Below are 15,689 nucleotides of genomic sequence, written 5' to 3' on the forward strand. Positions count from 1 at the left end.
GCAGGTCACCTCGCTGAGCAGAAAACAGCCGCTCACATCACCCCGCGACGTGCTTCCCCGGGTCACGACGGGGCAGCCGAAGCCGGTGCGAATGGCCACATCAGGACGCGGACTACTCCCCGGGCGGTGCCCGGTGAGACGCGAGCGTACGCATGGGTGACGGAGAGGAGCTCCGTCGGCCGCCCGCACGCGGGTCCGCCGTGGATTCGTGACCGGCCCAGGGATTACCGAGACGCGGCCAGGTGCGACGTCGTCTATCACGGCTGACCGGGTCAGCCACCGACTCGGGATTGCTCGTTTCGCGCGCAAGGGGTCGGTCTGCCCGACGACGCGCGGCTAGTCCAAGCGCCGCTGCGCGTCCACTAGCCAGGCCGACGATCAGACCTGCGCGTAGCCGCCGTCGACGAACAACTCGGTTCCGGTGACGAAGCTCGACGCATCGGAGGCGAGGAACACAGCGGCCTTCCCGATCTCGTCCGGCTGACCGACACGACCGAGGGGCACCCTCGACGAGAACCCATCGAGGAGATCCTGCAGATGTCCAGGCTTCGCGAGACCCGAAAGACCGGGCGTCTGCGTAGGGCCAGGGCTCAGAACGTTGACGCGGATCCCGCGACCGCGAAGGTCCATCACCCAGGTCCGGGCGAAGCTGCGGAGCGCGGCTTTGGTTGCGGCGTACACGCTGAGCGAGGGTGACCCTTGGACGGACGTGTTCGATCCGATCAGGACGATGGAAGACCCAGGGCCCATGAGCGGCAACGCCTTCTGCGCCGCGAACAGAGTGCCTTTGACGTTCAGGCCGAAGACGACGTCGAATTGCTCTTCCGTGATGTGCCCGAGCGGCGCTACCGAACCGGCGCCGGCGTTCGCTACCAGAACGTCGAGTCGACCGAACCTCTGGCGGATGTCGTCGAAGAGCAGGTCGAGGCCGTTCAGGTCGGCTGCGTCCGCACGCACCCCGACGAGACGTTCGCCGAGAGCGGTGCGCGCTGCGTCGAGATCGCCCTGGTTGCGGGCGGTGATGAATACAGTCGCGCCCTCCGCGATGAACTGCGTGGCGATGCCGAGACCGATTCCTCGACTTCCGCCCGTCACGACGGCGACTTTCCCGTCCAGCGCGCGTGTACGGCCGGCAGGATGGTCGAACCCGTCCGGACCGGACGTCTGTGCGGCGGTGTCGAGGTCCTTGTCGGTCATGGGGTCCTTTGCATGGTGACGTCTGCCAGGAGCGTGGAGCGCGGCACCTCCGGCGAGTGATTTTGGCGGCGCGGATGCTCTTGCCCCGTCGCTGCGCGCCCTCCGGAACGCGGGCTCGCGTGGCTTGCTGCGCCCTGTCCGGACAGAGCAGCGTGTTTCTGCACTGGTAGGCGTGCTGGGGTCGCCTTGGCCACGGGAGTACGGCCGTTCAGTGGTCAGCCGCGGCCAGGGGGTCGGCGATCGTGGCCGTCGGATAGTCGATGTACCCGGCGGTACCACCGACGTACATGCTGCTGCGGTCGGGATCGGCCCAAGGCAGCCCCAGAGCCAGGCGCCGAGGCAGATCCGGGTTCGCCACGAACGGCAGACCAAATGAGACGGCATCGGCAAACCCGGCATCAAGAACGGCCTCGGCCGACTCGGCATTGAACCCACCGTTCGCGATCACCGTCCCATCGAACTTTGAGCGCACGCGCTGCAGCAAAGCGGTCCGGTCCTCGGCGACGAAGTCCGCCCAGGCGCTCGTCCGCGGCGCCATGGCGTGAACGTACGACACGGTCTTACCGACCTCCGTGAGCGCGTAGTCATAAGCGGCAGACGAATCGTCGTCGAAGACGTGTGCCTCGCCTTCCGTCCAGTAGGGTGCGATCTTGATCCCCAGGATGCCCGTGCCGATGGACTCGGATACGGCACGAACGACCTCGAGGAAGAATCGCGAACGCGCCTTGACGTCTCCGCCGTAGCCATCCGTTCGCCGGTTGGAGCGCGGATTCGCGAACTGTGAGATGAGATAGCCGCGGTGAGCGTGGATCTCGACTCCGTCGAATCCGGCACGCATGGCGTTCCGCGCAGCAGACGCGTAGTCGGCGATGGTGCGCTCGATGTCGTCGACCGACATCGCGCGGGGTGATTCGGTGCTGACGCGACCGGACGCTGTCGACACTTTGCCTGCAGGATTGATCGACGAGGGCGCGAGCGGGAGTCGCCCTCCGAGGAGGTCGCGATGCGACATCGCACCGACATGAACCAGCTGAGCGATCAATGCGCTCCCCGTGCCGTGCACCGCGTCCGTCACAGAGGACCATCCGGCGACCTGCTCGTGCGAGAACAGGCCGGGAAGGTTGATTCCACCGATCGCGTCACGCGAGACAGCGAGGCCTTCGCTCACGATCATGCCGGCTCCTGCGCGTTGACCGTAATAGGTTTCGTGGATTTGCGTCGGCGCGGAGGCCGCATTGGTCGTGCGGGCGCGGGTCATTGGCGCCATCACGACACGGTTCGCCAGCGTCCGCTCACCGAGGGTGAGCGAGGTGAACAGGTGGGAGGTGGTCGGTCGTTCCATATTCAGCTTCCTGCCGTAGCGAAAGACGCGATCGCCGAAGCGGTCGCGGAGGGCTGTTCGAGATGGGGGTGATGGCCGGCTCCGGCGATCGGAGCCATCGCGACCCGACTGAATCGCGGGGCAATGTGGGTTGCGACGAACGTCGGCGATGCGATCTCGTCATCCGCGCCAGGAATCACGAGTACGGGACCGGTGAAAGCGCTCGCCTGCTCGCCGTCCGAATGACCGGCCGCGAACGCATCGCAGTGCTGCTGGAGAACATCGGCCCGGATCTGCCGGGCCGATGTCGCAAGCTCACGGCCGAGGGCCCCCAACGTGGAGAAGACCTGTAAGGAGGTTGCCCGCAGACCCTCTGCGTCGATTACCGGCGCTTCCTCTTCAGATGCATGCAGCCCACCGAGAGGAAGCGGAGCTAGGAGTACCAGCGACGTTACGGCCGACGGGCGGCGCGTCGCCGCGAGCTCGGCAACCTGCGCTCCCATGCTGTGAGCGATCAACGACACCGGGCCCCCAGCCGCGTCGATAGTATCTACCAAGTCGTCCGCGAACCGCTCGAGCGTGAACGGACCTGCGGCATCAAGCTGGCTGCCAACCCCCGCCATGTCCGGTCGGACACGTCGCACGTTCGCCGACCCAAAGACATCGATCATGGGACCCCATGCCTGCCCCGTCTGCGCGAAACCGTGCACGAACACAACTGCAGAATGAGTCGATGACGGCAAGGATGCCGAGGACGAGCGTCGCGCCGAAGTCATGAGTCTAGCCTGCGGCCTCACGCCAATCACGTCCAACGACTGTTTCTGCTATCCGGTAGCACCAGAAGTGATCATTAGCGCTGCAGCAAGTAGATCCGGGAAGTGTGCTCCGCATCGCGGCTGGTCTGCACGATCCCGGCCGTGAGTTAGCGAGCCACAACCTTGGGACCCGAACGCGTCACGCGTTTCCCCAACAGGAATCGACCGTTGGCGACCTCGTCGGCATAGAAAGAGCCCTCCAGGAAATGTGCAAGCACTTCTTGGGGGATTCAACGTCGCCTTCGCACGTTTGCACTCACGCTCAATCAGGAGACACTCGGCAGCGTCCGTGCATCAATGTGCGAAAAATTCTCTTCTGCTTGTTGTGGCGACGATCCAAATAGTTGGATAAGCCGTGCGCAACTGTCTGTCTCAAGCACGCTCCGCGGTGCAGAGCAGCTGGTTCCGGGTCGACCGGCGCCACAGCCAGGACTGACTCGCGGACTAGCTTCGGCCCGCGACACGAGCTGCCCATTGGCATGGGTGCACATCACTATCGGGCCAAAATAAGCGTCTCACGCACCGGCGGGTCACGAGACTTCTTGACACCTAGCTTACCGCGGCATAGTTTGATCTTTGCAAACCGGTTTGCGTTTAATTAGGCATGGTCGGTTTGCGATCCCACTACCGCACCACCATCGTCTGATTTGATAGGGAAGAAGCCAATGTCGTCTGAGCAAACCAGTTTGGAGACGGTTGGCTCCCGGGCGATCAATATTCAGGCCGTAGCTGACGCGGCGGGGGTCAGTAAAACGACTGTGTCGCATGTCATCTCCGGCAAACGCCCGGTGTCCACAGGAACGCGTCGCAAGGTCGAGCGGGTCATGAACGAGTTGGGTTTTGAGCCAAACTTCTTCGCGCAGGCGATGCAGCGATCCCGGAGCAACACGATCGCCCTCATCGTTCAAGACATCACGAACCCGTTCTACCCGGCGCTGGCGCGCGGACTGCAGACCTCGGTCGCCGCGCAGAACCAGGTCGTGCTGTTGTTCGATGCAGGGGCGGGGGAGGAGTCGACCAAAGCGTTCGTCAAAGACGCCATTCAGCGTCGTGTCGATGGTGTCGTTGTCGCCTCCGGGAATCTCGGTCACGAGATCGACAACCTGCAGCGGGCAGGCATCGCACTGGTCGCCGTCGGTTCCGGCCTCAGCGATCTCCCGATCGACTGGGTGTCCGCGGACGACTCCCGAATCGCCTCCGACGCTGTCCGGCGCCTGCACGAGCTGGGGCACAACAAGATCGCCATCATCGGAGGTCCGCAGAACGGCGAACCTGCCATCAGCCGTCTCGCGGGTTACCGACACGCTCTCACCGACCTCCGCATCACCGTCCCTTCCGCGTTCAAGGTGGACGGCGACTGGACGACCCGCGGCGGCCAACTGGCGATGCAAGCGCTGCTGGACGCCGACGAACGTCCGACGGCAGTGTTCTGCGCCAACGACCTGATGGCGATCGGGGCGATGAATGCACTGCTGGCCGCGGGCCTGCGCGTCCCCGAGGACATCGCCCTCATCGGCGTCGACGACATCGATGCCTCCGCCCTCGTCCGCCCCGCGCTGAGCACCGTCCGTGTTCCTGCCGAAGAAATCGGACGCGCCGCCGGAGACCTGCTGCTGCACCGACTTGCGGAAGGGGACTCCTCGTCCCGCCGGCACGTCCTCGTGCAGCACTCCCTCATCAATCGACACTCAGCCTAGGAGCCCCAGTGCACGACGTACTTGACGACCGCGACCTCGTCCCTGACGAGGCCCAACAGCTCGCCCACAGCGGCTACCCGGTCGGCGATCTCCTCCCGCGCGCCACACGTGCCGCCTCCGACGGCGACTACACCGACCTCGCCGCCATCAAGAAGGAACTCGGTCGCCTGCAGCGGGACCCCCAGTGGGCGTACCAGGAGACCTCCGACCCGGAACAGCTTCGCGCCCTGATCGATCAGCTGCCTGCCGTGGCGGTCGACCGCGACACCCTGTTCGACCGGATCCACGGTGCATGGCTCGGCCGGTGCGTCGGCAACACGATGGGAAAGCCCGTCGAAGGGCTCACCCCGTCGGAGGTGGAAATCTACCTCAAAGCTGTCGGCCAATGGCCACAGACCGGCTACATCCCGCTTCTGGACGAACTCCCGGCGGGAGTCAGCCACCTGCACGAATCCGCCCCGTACGCCTCCGCCGGCTTGTTCACCGATGTGCCACGCGACGACGACATCGACTGGACGATCCTGAACCTGTCCCTGCTCGAACGATTCGGCGACAGCATCGGCACCACCCAGATCGCCACCGCATGGCTCGACGCGCTCCCGTTCACGCAGACGTTCACCGCCGAGCGGGCCGCCTACCGCAACGTGATCCGCGGGGTCCCCGTCGAGGACGCCGCCGGAACCGACAACCCGTACCGAGAATGGATCGGTGCGCTGATCCGCGGCGACGTCTTCGGCTACACCCACCCCGGGGACCCGGCCGCCGCCGCCCGACTCGCTCTCACCGACGCGGTCTTCAGCCACGTCGCCAACGGCATCTACGGCGAAGTATGGGCTGCCGCGGTCGTCGCCACGTCCTTCGGCACCGCCGACCCCGCCGTCGCCCTGCGCACCGGACTTGACGCCATCCCCAGCGCATCACGCCTCGCCGAAGCGCTCCGGCACATCCTCGACCTGCACGAGCAGAACGTGTCCGTCACCGACGCGCTCGGCTGGGCCCACGACCACCTCGGCCACTACAACTGGGTCCACACCATCAACAACGCGGCATTCATCAGCATCGCCCTGCTCTGGGGACGGAACTTCACCGACGCGATCGCGATCAGCGTCGCCGCCGGCAACGACACCGACTCCACTGCCGCGACCGTCGGCAGCATCTACGGCGCCCTTCACGGGTCCGCCGCCATCCCCACTGATCTCATCGGTACCACGCACGTGCACGTCCGCAGCGCCGTGAAGGACTTCGACCGCGTCAGCATCCGCGAACTCGCCGAACGGACCCTGTCCCTCGTCACCACCACCGAGGTCCTCGCATGAACCCCACCAAGATCATCATCGACACCGACCCGGGCCTGGGCGAACCGGGCAGCGACATCGACGACGGACTCGCCATCGCGCTCGCCCTGGCCTCCGACGAACTCGACGTCCTCGGCCTGACCATCGTCAACGGCAATGTGGACGCGTTCACCGGCACCGACGTCGCACGCCGACTCACCGACCGACTAGGACGACCGGAGCTGCCCGTCCTCCTCGGCGCGACGAAGCCGCTGCTTCGCGACATGGCTCCCGTCCGTGCCCTCTTCGACGCCGTCATCCCGGCCGTCCCCGGAACATCAGACGCCGGCGATCTGCTCGGCCCCACCAGCGGCGAGCACGCCGCCGACTTCCTCATCCGTCAGGTCGCTGAGCACCCCGGAGAAGTCACCGTCGTCGCGATCGGCCCGATGACCAACGTCGCCATCGCGATCACCAAGGACCCCTCGTTCGCCGAGAACGTCAAAGAGCTCGTCCTCATGGCCGGAAGCGCCACCGGATACGCGCAGAACGTCACCGTCGTCGGCGATTTCAACGCCTACGTCGACCCGGAAGCGCTCGACATCGTCCTCCGCAGCGGCGCGCACGTGGCCATGGTGGGTCTGGACCAGACCAGCCGGGTCATGCTCACCCGCGCCGACGCGCAACATCTCCGAGACCGAGGAGATGCGTTCTCGGTCTGGGTGGCGGACTGTACCGACGCGTGGATCGACTTCCTCGGCGAAGCTTTCCCGACACGTCCCGAGCACCGCGATGCCTGCTTCCTCCACGACCCTCTGGTCCTCGCCGTCGTCCTGGATAGGACCCTCTGCACGTGGCAGGACGCCGACGTGCGCACCGAACTCGTCAGCGAACTCGCCCGCGGGCTCGTTGTCGCCAATCGCGGCCTGGCGCTTGAACCCGCCGGCCCCACGAACGCCGTCGTCGCCATCGACACCGACGTTCACGCATTCCGGCAGCTGTTCCTGGAACGCATCGGCACCACCAAATGATCTGGGCCCGGGAGGCACCCCGGGCCCAGACGACCACCTGCACAAGGAGACAACAATGCACGTTCACAATGGAGTGGGACGCCGAGAATTCCTCGCCGGCGGACTCGTCTCGCTCGCAGCTGTAACCCTAGCTGGCTGCTCGGCCAGCGGCGGAACCTCGTCGTCCACGAAGCTGCCGTCGAAGCTGACCGAGCCGACCAAGAAGGTCACCATCAACTACGCCGGCGCCGCGTATTCGGCTGCCGACATCAAACCGGTGATCGCCGCGTTCGAGAAGGCGCACCCGAACATCAAGGTGAACTACCTCGCCGATCCGTTCGAGAACTTCAACAGCATCCTCGGCGCGCAGCTGTCGGGTAAGGACAAGTCGATCGACGTGTTCGACGTCGACATGCCCCGCACCGACGCGTACCAGAACCGCGGCTGGCTGACTGACATCACCGCCTTGTTCCCGGATATCAAGAGCCAGGTCGACCCGGGGTCGCTCGCCGCGACCACCGTGGATGGGAAACTCGTCGCCCTGCCGTACCAGACGTCGACGAACTTCATGTACTACAACAAGAAGCTCCTCAAGGCGGCCGGGGTCGCATTCCCCTCCGCCGACCCGTCCCAGCGTCTCACCTGGGAACAGATCGCCTCTGACGCAGCGAAGGTGAAGGCGGCGGGCGCGAAGGACGCCATCGTGTTCGACCAGATCGACCGGTACTACCAGCTGCAGCCGCTGTCCAACAGTGCCGGCGGCGGTCCCGGCGCCGACGGCAAGGACAACCTCACCCCCGACTTCACCAACGCCGGCTGGGTGAAGGCGATGACCTGGTACGGCGACCTGTTCAAGAATGGTCTGTCGCCTCGAGGCGTCACCGTGTCCGAGACTCCGAACCTGTTCGCGGCCGGCAGCGTCGGTTACTTCCCCGGCGGCCCTTGGTGGGCTCCGCAGTTCGAAGCGAACAAGGACCTCGACTTCGGCATCGCCCCGTTCCCCAAGTTCGCCGGCGGTACCGCCGCGACTCCGACCGGTGGCTGGTCCCTCGGACTCAGCCCCACATCTCAGAACAAGGACGCCGCCTTGATCTTCATGAAGTTCATGGCGATCGACAACGGCGGCTACTCGCAGTACCTCACCGCCCTCGCCGTCCCGCCGTCGAACCTGAAAGGCAGCGCCACCTTCTACAACGGCGCCGCGTTCAAGGACCCGCGCCTTGCCGGAGCGGTCGACCTGATGAAGTACGAGCTCGCCAACACAGCCATCATCCGCCTGAAGTCCGTCGGATTCGTCGAATTCGAAAACCTCATCACCAAGGCCTACGACGACATCATCAACGGCGCCGACGTGAAAACGACCCTGTCGAGCACGTCCGCGCAGCTGAAGAGCGCCTGGGCCCAGTACAAGAGGTAACCCCCTCCCGCACCATCCCCGACGCCGTGCGGCGGCACCTAATCCGCCGCCGCACGGCACCCAAGCCGGAGCACCACACCATGTCAGCCAGCAGCACCGCCCTTCAGCACGCCCAAAAAAGCCGGGCCGCCGCGCAAGGTCGCAGCAATCACCGCACCCGGCGGAACACCCTCGCAGCGGTTCTCTTCCTCGCCCCCACCGTCATCCTCATCGTCGTCCTGCGCCTGCTGCCGACGATCACGGCGATCAACCAGTCCGTGCACCAGGGCGTCCCCGGAAGCCTGAACCCGCCCACGTTCGTCGGCGGGCAGGTGTTCATCGACCTGTTCCAGTCCGCCTCGTTCTGGCAGACCGTGGAGCAGACGCTGATCTTCAACGTCATCGTCAACCCGCTGCAGATCGTCTTGTCGCTGCTGTTGGCCGTTCTGCTCACCAGGGGACTGCCCGGCAGTGGGCTGTGGCGCACCATCATCTTCCTGCCCGCCGCCGTCCCCATGGCCGGCTCGGCCATCGTCTGGGGCCTCGCCCTGGAACCCAATGGCCCCGTCAACGGCGCCCTCGAGGCCCTTGGCCTGCCCGGAGGCCGGTTCCTCACAAGCCCCAGCGACGTCGTCGGCAGCATCATCCTCATCGCCAGCTGGATCGGCGTCGGCTACTGGATGATGTTCCTCATCGCAGGCCTCAACGACATTCCGGGCGTGTACTACGAAGCGTCGAAGATCGACGGTGCCGGTCCCATCCGCACGTTCTTCTCGATCACGATCCCGCTGCTGCGCCGCCCGCTGCTGTTCGTTCTCGTCGCGGACACCGTGTCCAACTTCGTCCTCTTCGCTCCCGTGCAGATCCTCACCAACGGCGGCCCGCAGGGGAAGTCGAACTTCCTCATGTTCGACATCTACAACCAGGCGTTCAACCTCTCCAACCCCTACACCGCCGCCGCCGAGCTGATGGTGCTGCTGGTCATCATGATCGCCATCGTGACCGTCCAATTCAAACTTCTGGGCTCGGGAGACGACGAATAACATGACCCAGAAAAAAATCGCCCGAGGCCTTTTGACGGCCCTCGCCATCGTCGTCTCCCTGCTGTTCCTGCTGCCCGTGCTGTGGCTTCTGGCCAGCACGTTCCGCACCTCGAACGAGACCTTCGCCGACAGCTCCCCGCTGAGCTGGGCGGTGCTGTGGCCGCAACATTGGACGCTGGTGAACATCAAGTCCGCCATCGACAACGGGTTCCTGCTGAACCTCTCCAACAGCCTCATCGTCGCCGCGGTCACCATTGTCGTCGGCTTGGCGATCAGCGCCATGTCCGCGTTCGCCCTCGCCGTCATCCCGTTCAAGGGACGCGCCGCGACGTTCTCCATCGTCGTCCTTAGCTTCCTCGTCCCCTTCGAAGCGATCGCCATCCCCCTGTCGCAGAGCTTCAGTCAGTGGGGACTGACGAACACGATGCTCGCTCTGATCCTCCCCGGGCTCGGGAACGGGCTGGCCGTGTTCACTCTCCGCCAGTTCTTCCTCGGCGTCCCCACTTCCCTCGCGGAGGCCGCCGAACTCGACGGTGCCGGATGGTGGCGGATCTTCTGGTCCGTGTACCTTCCCTTGTCCCGACCGGCGATGATCGGCGCCTCTCTGATCCTGTTCCTGTTCCAATGGCAGGCATACCTGTGGCCGATCCTCGTCGTGTCGAACCAAACCCTGGATCTGGCACCGGTCGCGATCGCGAAATCGTTCGGTGCGTTCACCACCAACTACGGTCAGGTGTTCGCGGAGACCGCCGTCCTGGCGATCATCCCCGCCATCGTCCTGCTCGCCCTGCAACGATTCTTCGTCGCCTCGGTCGCCACCACCGGAAGTAAGGAATGAGCGGCCACCGCGTCCCCACCGTCGCCGTCGTCGGCTCCGTCAACCTAGACATCGTCGTCACCCTGGACAGGGTCCCGGCGCGCGGCGAGACCGTCTTCGGTACCGATTACAGCGAAGCCCACGGCGGGAAAGGTGCCAACCAGGCCATCGGCGCGGGACGGCGCGTCCCCACCGCCCTCATCGCCGCTGTCGGCACCGACACCGCCGGAGGTGCCGCCCTGAAACACCTCGCCGACCGTCGTGTCACCGTGAAACACGTCACGCAGCAACCCGTTCCCACCGGCAGAGCGTTCATCACGGTCACACCCGACGGCGAGAACGCGATCACTGTGCTGCCGTTGGCGAATTCGCTCCTCACCGCCGACACGGTCACGACGGCCCTCGACGACATCCGTCCGGCCGCGGTCCTCGCGCAACGGGAGACCCCCGACGAGACCGTGCACGCCGCCGCCGAGTGGTGCCGCGACCACGGCGCCCGTTTCATCCTCAACGCCAGCCCGATCGCGCCGGTCAGCCAGTTCTTGCTCACCATCGCCGACCCGCTGATCGTCAACGAAGAAGAAGCTCTAGGGATCCTCAAGATTACCGCCGACGACCAAGTCCCGTTGAAAAGAGTCGCCGCGCAACTTGGCTCCCTCACCGCCAGCGCCATCCTCACCGCTGGCTCTGATGGGGCTTATGTCGTCCAGGCGGGCACCGTCACACGGGTCCCAGCTACACGCGTCGACCCGGTGGACACGACCGGTGCCGGCGACGAATTCGCGGGCACCCTCGCCGCAGAACTTGCCCAAAGAACACCCCTGATCGAAGCCGCCATCCAGGCCGGCGAGGCGTCCGCGGCTCTCATCCAGGTGCCCCGCGACGACAGGTGACCTGCCCGGTCACCCCACCATGAAGAAAGAAGCAACGATGCTCGGAATCAGACAGCCACGCCTCATCTTCTCCGCCGCCACCATCGCCGCGCTGGTCGCCGCGGCCGGTGTCGTCGGAATGACCACCTCAGTCGCCGCACCCGCCCACGCCGACCCGCTCTCTCCGCACACCGGCGCTCGACCCAGCACCTCCAGTGCGCCGCACGCGGGTCCCGGCGGTCACGTCTACTACATCGACTCGACCAACGGCAGCGACAGCAACACCGGGCTCAGCAAAACCTCCCCGTGGAAGAGCCTCGCGAAGGTCAACTCGTCTACCTTCAAACCCGGCGACGTCATCGCCTTCGACCGCGGCGACACGTTCACCGGCGCCGCCACCCTTTCCAGCGGCGGCACCGCCGCGAACCCGATCACCGTGACCGCCTACGGCACCGGTGCGCAGCCTGTTCTCACCAATCCCGGCCAGTGGAACATTCTGGTGTTGGACGCCTCCTACATCTCCGTCAAGGACCTCGCGTTCACCAACAGCGCCGTGTTCAACAACGACGACGGCACCGGCATCACCGGACCCAAGTACGAACTCTCTGGGGCCGTCGACATCACCGCGAACGGCGACTACGCCCTCGTCCAGGACAACGTCTTCACCGACGTCGGCGTCGGCGTGAAGACGTACGGACAGTACTCCGACATCGAACACAACAGCTTCGAAAACCTCCAGATCGCGTTCGTCGGCGAAGACAGCGGCAGCCAGACCTCCTACGGAGCCATCGGGGTATCCCTCGACAACAGCAACGAGCACGTCGCATACAACAACTTCATCAACTGTCGTTCCACGGACAGCCCCTACGGCGCCGACGGCGGCGCGATCGAAATCGAAGGGTTCGACTTCGACAAGAACGACATCACGATCGACCACAACTACTCGCGCGGCTCCCAGGGCTTCCTCGAAGTCACCGAAACCCACAGCTCCAACGTCAACCTCAGCTACAACGTCTCCGACGACTACCAGCAGTTCATCGCCTGGGACACCACCACGACCCCGGACGCGTACACGGCCAGCAACAACACCGTCATCCGACGCCACGACAGCTTCAGCTCGCCGCTGTTCGACATCTACTACTACCGTCAGGCAGGCCCCACGCCGACCGCGTCGTGGATCACCATCCAGAACAACATCTTCGACACCCCCTACCAGTCGGTGTTCGGCGTGTTCGACTTCCCCCACGACCACAACCTTTTCTACGGAGGACCCAACAACGCCGACCCGCTCGGCTACCCGCAGGGCACCGCGGTGCAAACCGAATACGCCCTCGGCACCGGCGACCTCATCGCCGACCCGCAGTTCGTCAACTACGCCACCGGCAACCTTCGCCTGAAAGCCACCAGCCCCGCCATCGACAACGGAGCCGCCACCACCACCGGCACCGACCTCGCCGGAAAGCCCACCAACGTCGGGGCCGGCGTCGATATGGGCGCATTCGAATACCAGGGAACCGAACCCACCGCGGATGCAGGCCTCGTCGACGGCGGCTTCGAGAACCAGACCACCGTCGGCTACACCACCACCCCGTGGCGCCTGGGCGGGTCCCTCTACTCCGGCATCGACGTCAACCAAGGCAAAGCCCACTCCGGCCTGAACGACGCCTACCTGGCATCGTCCGGCGCCGGCTACTGGGGCTCCGTAGAACAGACCGTGACCGTCACCCCGCACTCCCTGTACCGGTTCTCCATCTGGGAGCGGAACTCCGCCAACATCGACCAGGGCTACATCGGCGCGAAAACACCATCCGGCACCATCCTCGGCGAAGTCCGCCAAGGAACCGCGTCCGACTACACGCACTACATCGTCACGTTCAACAGTGGCAACAACACCAGCGTCGACCTCTTCGCCGGCTACTGGGGCCCCGGCCCCTCCGCCTATGCGCAGCTCGACGACGCCGCACTGACAGGACCTACCTCCTGACCTGACACGGTCACCCGCCTGCCCCGGACCACAACACCAACGGTCCGGGGCAGGCCTCCACACTTCCGCATCAGCCCCAACACCTGCCCGGCTTACCGCCACGCGCACGGCCGCACCATCCGGATCCGGACGGCACCCACCACGCCGTCGCCCGCACACACTGCCGGAGGTCGACCCGGCCGTGCCTTAAAGCTTCACGAACCGGCATCAACCAGCCGACGTGAGGAACACCGTGGCGCCTGCCAGGCACCGCCGATCACATGAACGCAGGAGGACCAATGAAGATCCATCGCAAGTTCACCGCCCTCGCCGCAGCGGCAGCCGTCGCCGCAGCCCTCACCGGTGCCACCGCCCTCGGCGTCGTCGCCCCCGCCCAAGCCGATCCACTCTCACCGCAGACAGGCGCAAGGGTCACGACGTCAGGGAACCCCACCGCTCCATCCGGTAGCCACGTGTACTACGTCGACTCCACGTCCGGATCCGACACGAACACGGGACTGTCCGCCACGAGCGCGTGGAAGACCCTGGCCCGCGTCACATCGGCCACCTTGAACCCCGGCGACGTCGTCGCGTTCAAGCGAGGAGAGACCTTCACCGGATCCGCCACCATCTCCGCAGCCGGCACGACTGCGAAACCCATCGTCGTCACCGCCTTCGGTTCCGGCGCGCAACCGATCCTCACCAATCCCGGCCAACTGAACATGCTGGTGCTGAACGCCGCCAACATCCAGGTCCAGAACCTCGCCTTCCAGAACGGCGCCACGTTCACCACGGGACTCGGCGACACCAACTACGAGAACAGCGGAGCCGTCGTCGTCACCAGCAACGGCGCGAACGACCTCGTCCAAGACTCCACCTTCACCAGCGTCGGACTCGGCGTGAAGCTGTACGGGCTGGGCTCGCAGGCGATGCACAACACGTTCCAAAACCTGGTCATCGCCTACAACGGGCCCGACCCGCAAGGCGTCGCCACCTCGTACGGCGCCATCGGTGTCTCCTCGGACAACAGCAACCAGCGCATCGCCTACAACGACTTCATCAACTGCCGCAGCACCGACAGCCCCTACGGCGCGGACGGCGGAGCGGTCGAAGTCGAAGGGTACGAGTTCGCGAAGAACAACATCAGCATCGACCACAACTACTCCCGCGGATCCGAAGGGTTCATCGAATCGGCGGAGACCACGTCGTCGAACGTGACCGTCAGCTACAACATCAGCGACGACTACCAGCAGTTCATCGCCTGGGACACCACGACCACCCCGACCGGGTGGCTCGCCGTCAACAACACCGTCGTGCGGACCCTGGACAACTCAAGGCTGTTCGACCAGTACTACTACCGACAGGCGGGCCCGTCGTCCGCGGCAAACTGGATCACCATCCGCAACAACATCTTCGTCGCGAACGCGTGGCTGTCCATCTTCAACTTCCCCCACGACCACAACCTGTTCAGCAGCACCGTCGGTCTCGGATCCGCCACCGGCTCCACCTTCGCGAAGGGCCCCGGCGATCTTTACGGCGACCCGGCGTTCGTGAACGAATCCACCGGGGACCTGCGACTCACCGCGACGAGCGCCGCGATCGACAACGGTGCCGCCTCCACCTCCACCACCGACCTGTTCGGCAACCCGACCAACGTCGGACTCGGCACGGACATCGGTGCCGCCGAGTACCAGAGCAACCCCACGGCCGGAGCGAACGTAGTTTCCGACGGAGGGTTCGAGTCGCAGTCCACGATCACCGCGACGACCACACCCTGGTACAGCGTGGGAACCCATGCCAGCGGGGTCGACGTCAACGCCGGGAAGGCGCACACGGGCCTCAACGACGGCTGGTCGTCCACCACCGGCACCGACTGGGGTGCCCTGGAACAGACCGTCCCGGTGACGGCGAACACCACCTACCGGATGACCGTGTGGGTGAAGAGCTCTGCCAATGACGACAACGCTTGGATCGGAGCCGACACCACCTCCGGCACCGTCCTGAACCAGATCAGTCACGGCGCGTCCTCCACCGGGTACACCCGATATCTGGTGTCGTTCACCAGCGGAAGCAACACCAGCGTCGTGCTGCACGTCGGCTTCTACGGGCAGGGGACGACGACTTTCGAGGAGGTCGACGACGTCAGCCTGCAGAGCATCTGACCGGCGCGGCGTCTGATCTCTGACACCGCCCACACGCGCCCGCACCGCGGGTGCCGCAGCGTCCTCGCCCGTGACCGAGGACGACCGGCTTCGACCGGACATTGCCATAGGGGACAGTGTCC

12 protein-coding genes are annotated in these 15,689 nt (G+C 65.3%); 9 read left to right on the forward strand and 3 right to left on the reverse strand.

Features of this window, described 5'->3' with window-relative positions; all coding sequences use genetic code 11:
* Positions 1–378: 378 nt before the first annotated feature.
* The 3 genes from C8E83_RS14885 to C8E83_RS14895 form a co-directional block, all read right to left on the reverse strand.
* Positions 379–1,197, reverse strand: a complete 819-nt coding sequence (locus tag C8E83_RS14885; protein WP_121370655.1) for an SDR family NAD(P)-dependent oxidoreductase — start codon at positions 1,195–1,197, stop codon at positions 379–381.
* 208 nt (positions 1,198–1,405) lie between these two features.
* Positions 1,406–2,539, reverse strand: a complete 1,134-nt coding sequence (locus C8E83_RS14890; RefSeq protein ID WP_121370657.1) for an alkene reductase — start codon at positions 2,537–2,539, stop codon at positions 1,406–1,408.
* A gap of 2 nt (positions 2,540–2,541) precedes the next feature.
* A complete protein-coding gene (locus C8E83_RS14895) occupies positions 2,542–3,294 on the reverse strand; it encodes an alpha/beta fold hydrolase (protein ID WP_147430194.1) in 753 nt (250 codons plus the stop codon).
* A 704-nt stretch (positions 3,295–3,998) separates the two neighbouring features.
* Between C8E83_RS14895 and C8E83_RS14900 the strand changes: the two genes are divergently transcribed.
* From C8E83_RS14900 to C8E83_RS14945, 9 genes are all read left to right on the forward strand, one after another.
* Entirely contained in the window at positions 3,999–5,030 is a 1,032-nt protein-coding gene (locus C8E83_RS14900; protein WP_121370661.1) for a LacI family DNA-binding transcriptional regulator, read from the forward strand.
* 8 nt (positions 5,031–5,038) lie between these two features.
* Positions 5,039–6,346 carry an ADP-ribosylglycohydrolase family protein gene (locus tag C8E83_RS14905; protein WP_121370663.1) on the forward strand — a complete coding sequence of 436 codons (1,308 nt, stop codon included), beginning with the start codon at positions 5,039–5,041 and terminating at the stop codon, positions 6,344–6,346.
* A complete protein-coding gene (locus tag C8E83_RS14910) occupies positions 6,343–7,335 on the forward strand; it encodes a nucleoside hydrolase (protein WP_121370665.1) in 993 nt (330 codons plus the stop codon). Before C8E83_RS14905 ends, C8E83_RS14910 begins: the two co-directional genes overlap by 4 nt.
* A 55-nt stretch (positions 7,336–7,390) precedes the next feature.
* Positions 7,391–8,731: an ABC transporter substrate-binding protein gene (locus C8E83_RS14915; protein WP_121370667.1), complete on the forward strand. Its 1,341-nt coding sequence runs from the start codon at positions 7,391–7,393 to the stop codon at positions 8,729–8,731.
* An 80-nt stretch (positions 8,732–8,811) separates the two neighbouring features.
* Complete coding sequence (locus C8E83_RS14920) at positions 8,812–9,753, forward strand: carbohydrate ABC transporter permease (RefSeq protein ID WP_121370669.1); 942 nt, start codon at positions 8,812–8,814, stop codon at positions 9,751–9,753.
* Position 9,754: 1 nt separating this feature from the next.
* Positions 9,755–10,591, forward strand: coding sequence for a carbohydrate ABC transporter permease (locus C8E83_RS14925; RefSeq protein ID WP_121370671.1), 837 nt, complete (start codon positions 9,755–9,757; stop codon positions 10,589–10,591).
* Positions 10,588–11,463, forward strand: coding sequence for a ribokinase (locus tag C8E83_RS14930; protein WP_121370672.1), 876 nt, complete (start codon positions 10,588–10,590; stop codon positions 11,461–11,463). The genes C8E83_RS14925 and C8E83_RS14930 overlap by 4 nt, the downstream gene beginning before the upstream one ends.
* 37 nt (positions 11,464–11,500) lie before the next feature.
* The gene (locus tag C8E83_RS14935; protein ID WP_121370674.1) at positions 11,501–13,426 is read left to right on the forward strand and encodes a choice-of-anchor Q domain-containing protein; all 1,926 of its coding nucleotides are present in this window, start codon (positions 11,501–11,503) and stop codon (positions 13,424–13,426) included.
* A 278-nt stretch (positions 13,427–13,704) separates the two neighbouring features.
* On the forward strand, positions 13,705–15,567 hold the full coding sequence (locus C8E83_RS14945; RefSeq protein WP_147430195.1) for a choice-of-anchor Q domain-containing protein: 1,863 nt from the start codon (positions 13,705–13,707) through the stop codon (positions 15,565–15,567).
* Positions 15,568–15,689 lie beyond the last annotated feature (122 nt).

Origin of the sequence: Frondihabitans australicus (assembly GCF_003634555.1) — a bacterium.
GTDB lineage: Bacteria > Actinomycetota > Actinomycetes > Actinomycetales > Microbacteriaceae > Frondihabitans > Frondihabitans australicus.

Excerpts from the sequence above, each read along its gene's own strand:
- C8E83_RS14945 (WP_147430195.1), top strand. The coding sequence starts at position 13,705 with ATGAAGATCCATCGCAAGTTCACCGCCCTCGCCGCAGCGGCAGCCGTC.
- C8E83_RS14900 (WP_121370661.1), top strand. The coding sequence starts at position 3,999 with ATGTCGTCTGAGCAAACCAGTTTGGAGACGGTTGGCTCCCGGGCGATC.
- C8E83_RS14915 (WP_121370667.1), top strand. The coding sequence starts at position 7,391 with ATGCACGTTCACAATGGAGTGGGACGCCGAGAATTCCTCGCCGGCGGA.
- C8E83_RS14925 (WP_121370671.1), top strand. The coding sequence starts at position 9,755 with ATGACCCAGAAAAAAATCGCCCGAGGCCTTTTGACGGCCCTCGCCATC.
- C8E83_RS14885 (WP_121370655.1), bottom strand. The coding sequence starts at position 1,197 with ATGACCGACAAGGACCTCGACACCGCCGCACAGACGTCCGGTCCGGAC.
- C8E83_RS14890 (WP_121370657.1), bottom strand. The coding sequence starts at position 2,539 with ATGGAACGACCGACCACCTCCCACCTGTTCACCTCGCTCACCCTCGGT.
- C8E83_RS14920 (WP_121370669.1), top strand. The coding sequence starts at position 8,812 with ATGTCAGCCAGCAGCACCGCCCTTCAGCACGCCCAAAAAAGCCGGGCC.
- C8E83_RS14910 (WP_121370665.1), top strand. The coding sequence starts at position 6,343 with ATGAACCCCACCAAGATCATCATCGACACCGACCCGGGCCTGGGCGAA.
- C8E83_RS14935 (WP_121370674.1), top strand. The coding sequence starts at position 11,501 with ATGCTCGGAATCAGACAGCCACGCCTCATCTTCTCCGCCGCCACCATC.
- C8E83_RS14930 (WP_121370672.1), top strand. The coding sequence starts at position 10,588 with ATGAGCGGCCACCGCGTCCCCACCGTCGCCGTCGTCGGCTCCGTCAAC.
- C8E83_RS14895 (WP_147430194.1), bottom strand. The coding sequence starts at position 3,294 with ATGACTTCGGCGCGACGCTCGTCCTCGGCATCCTTGCCGTCATCGACT.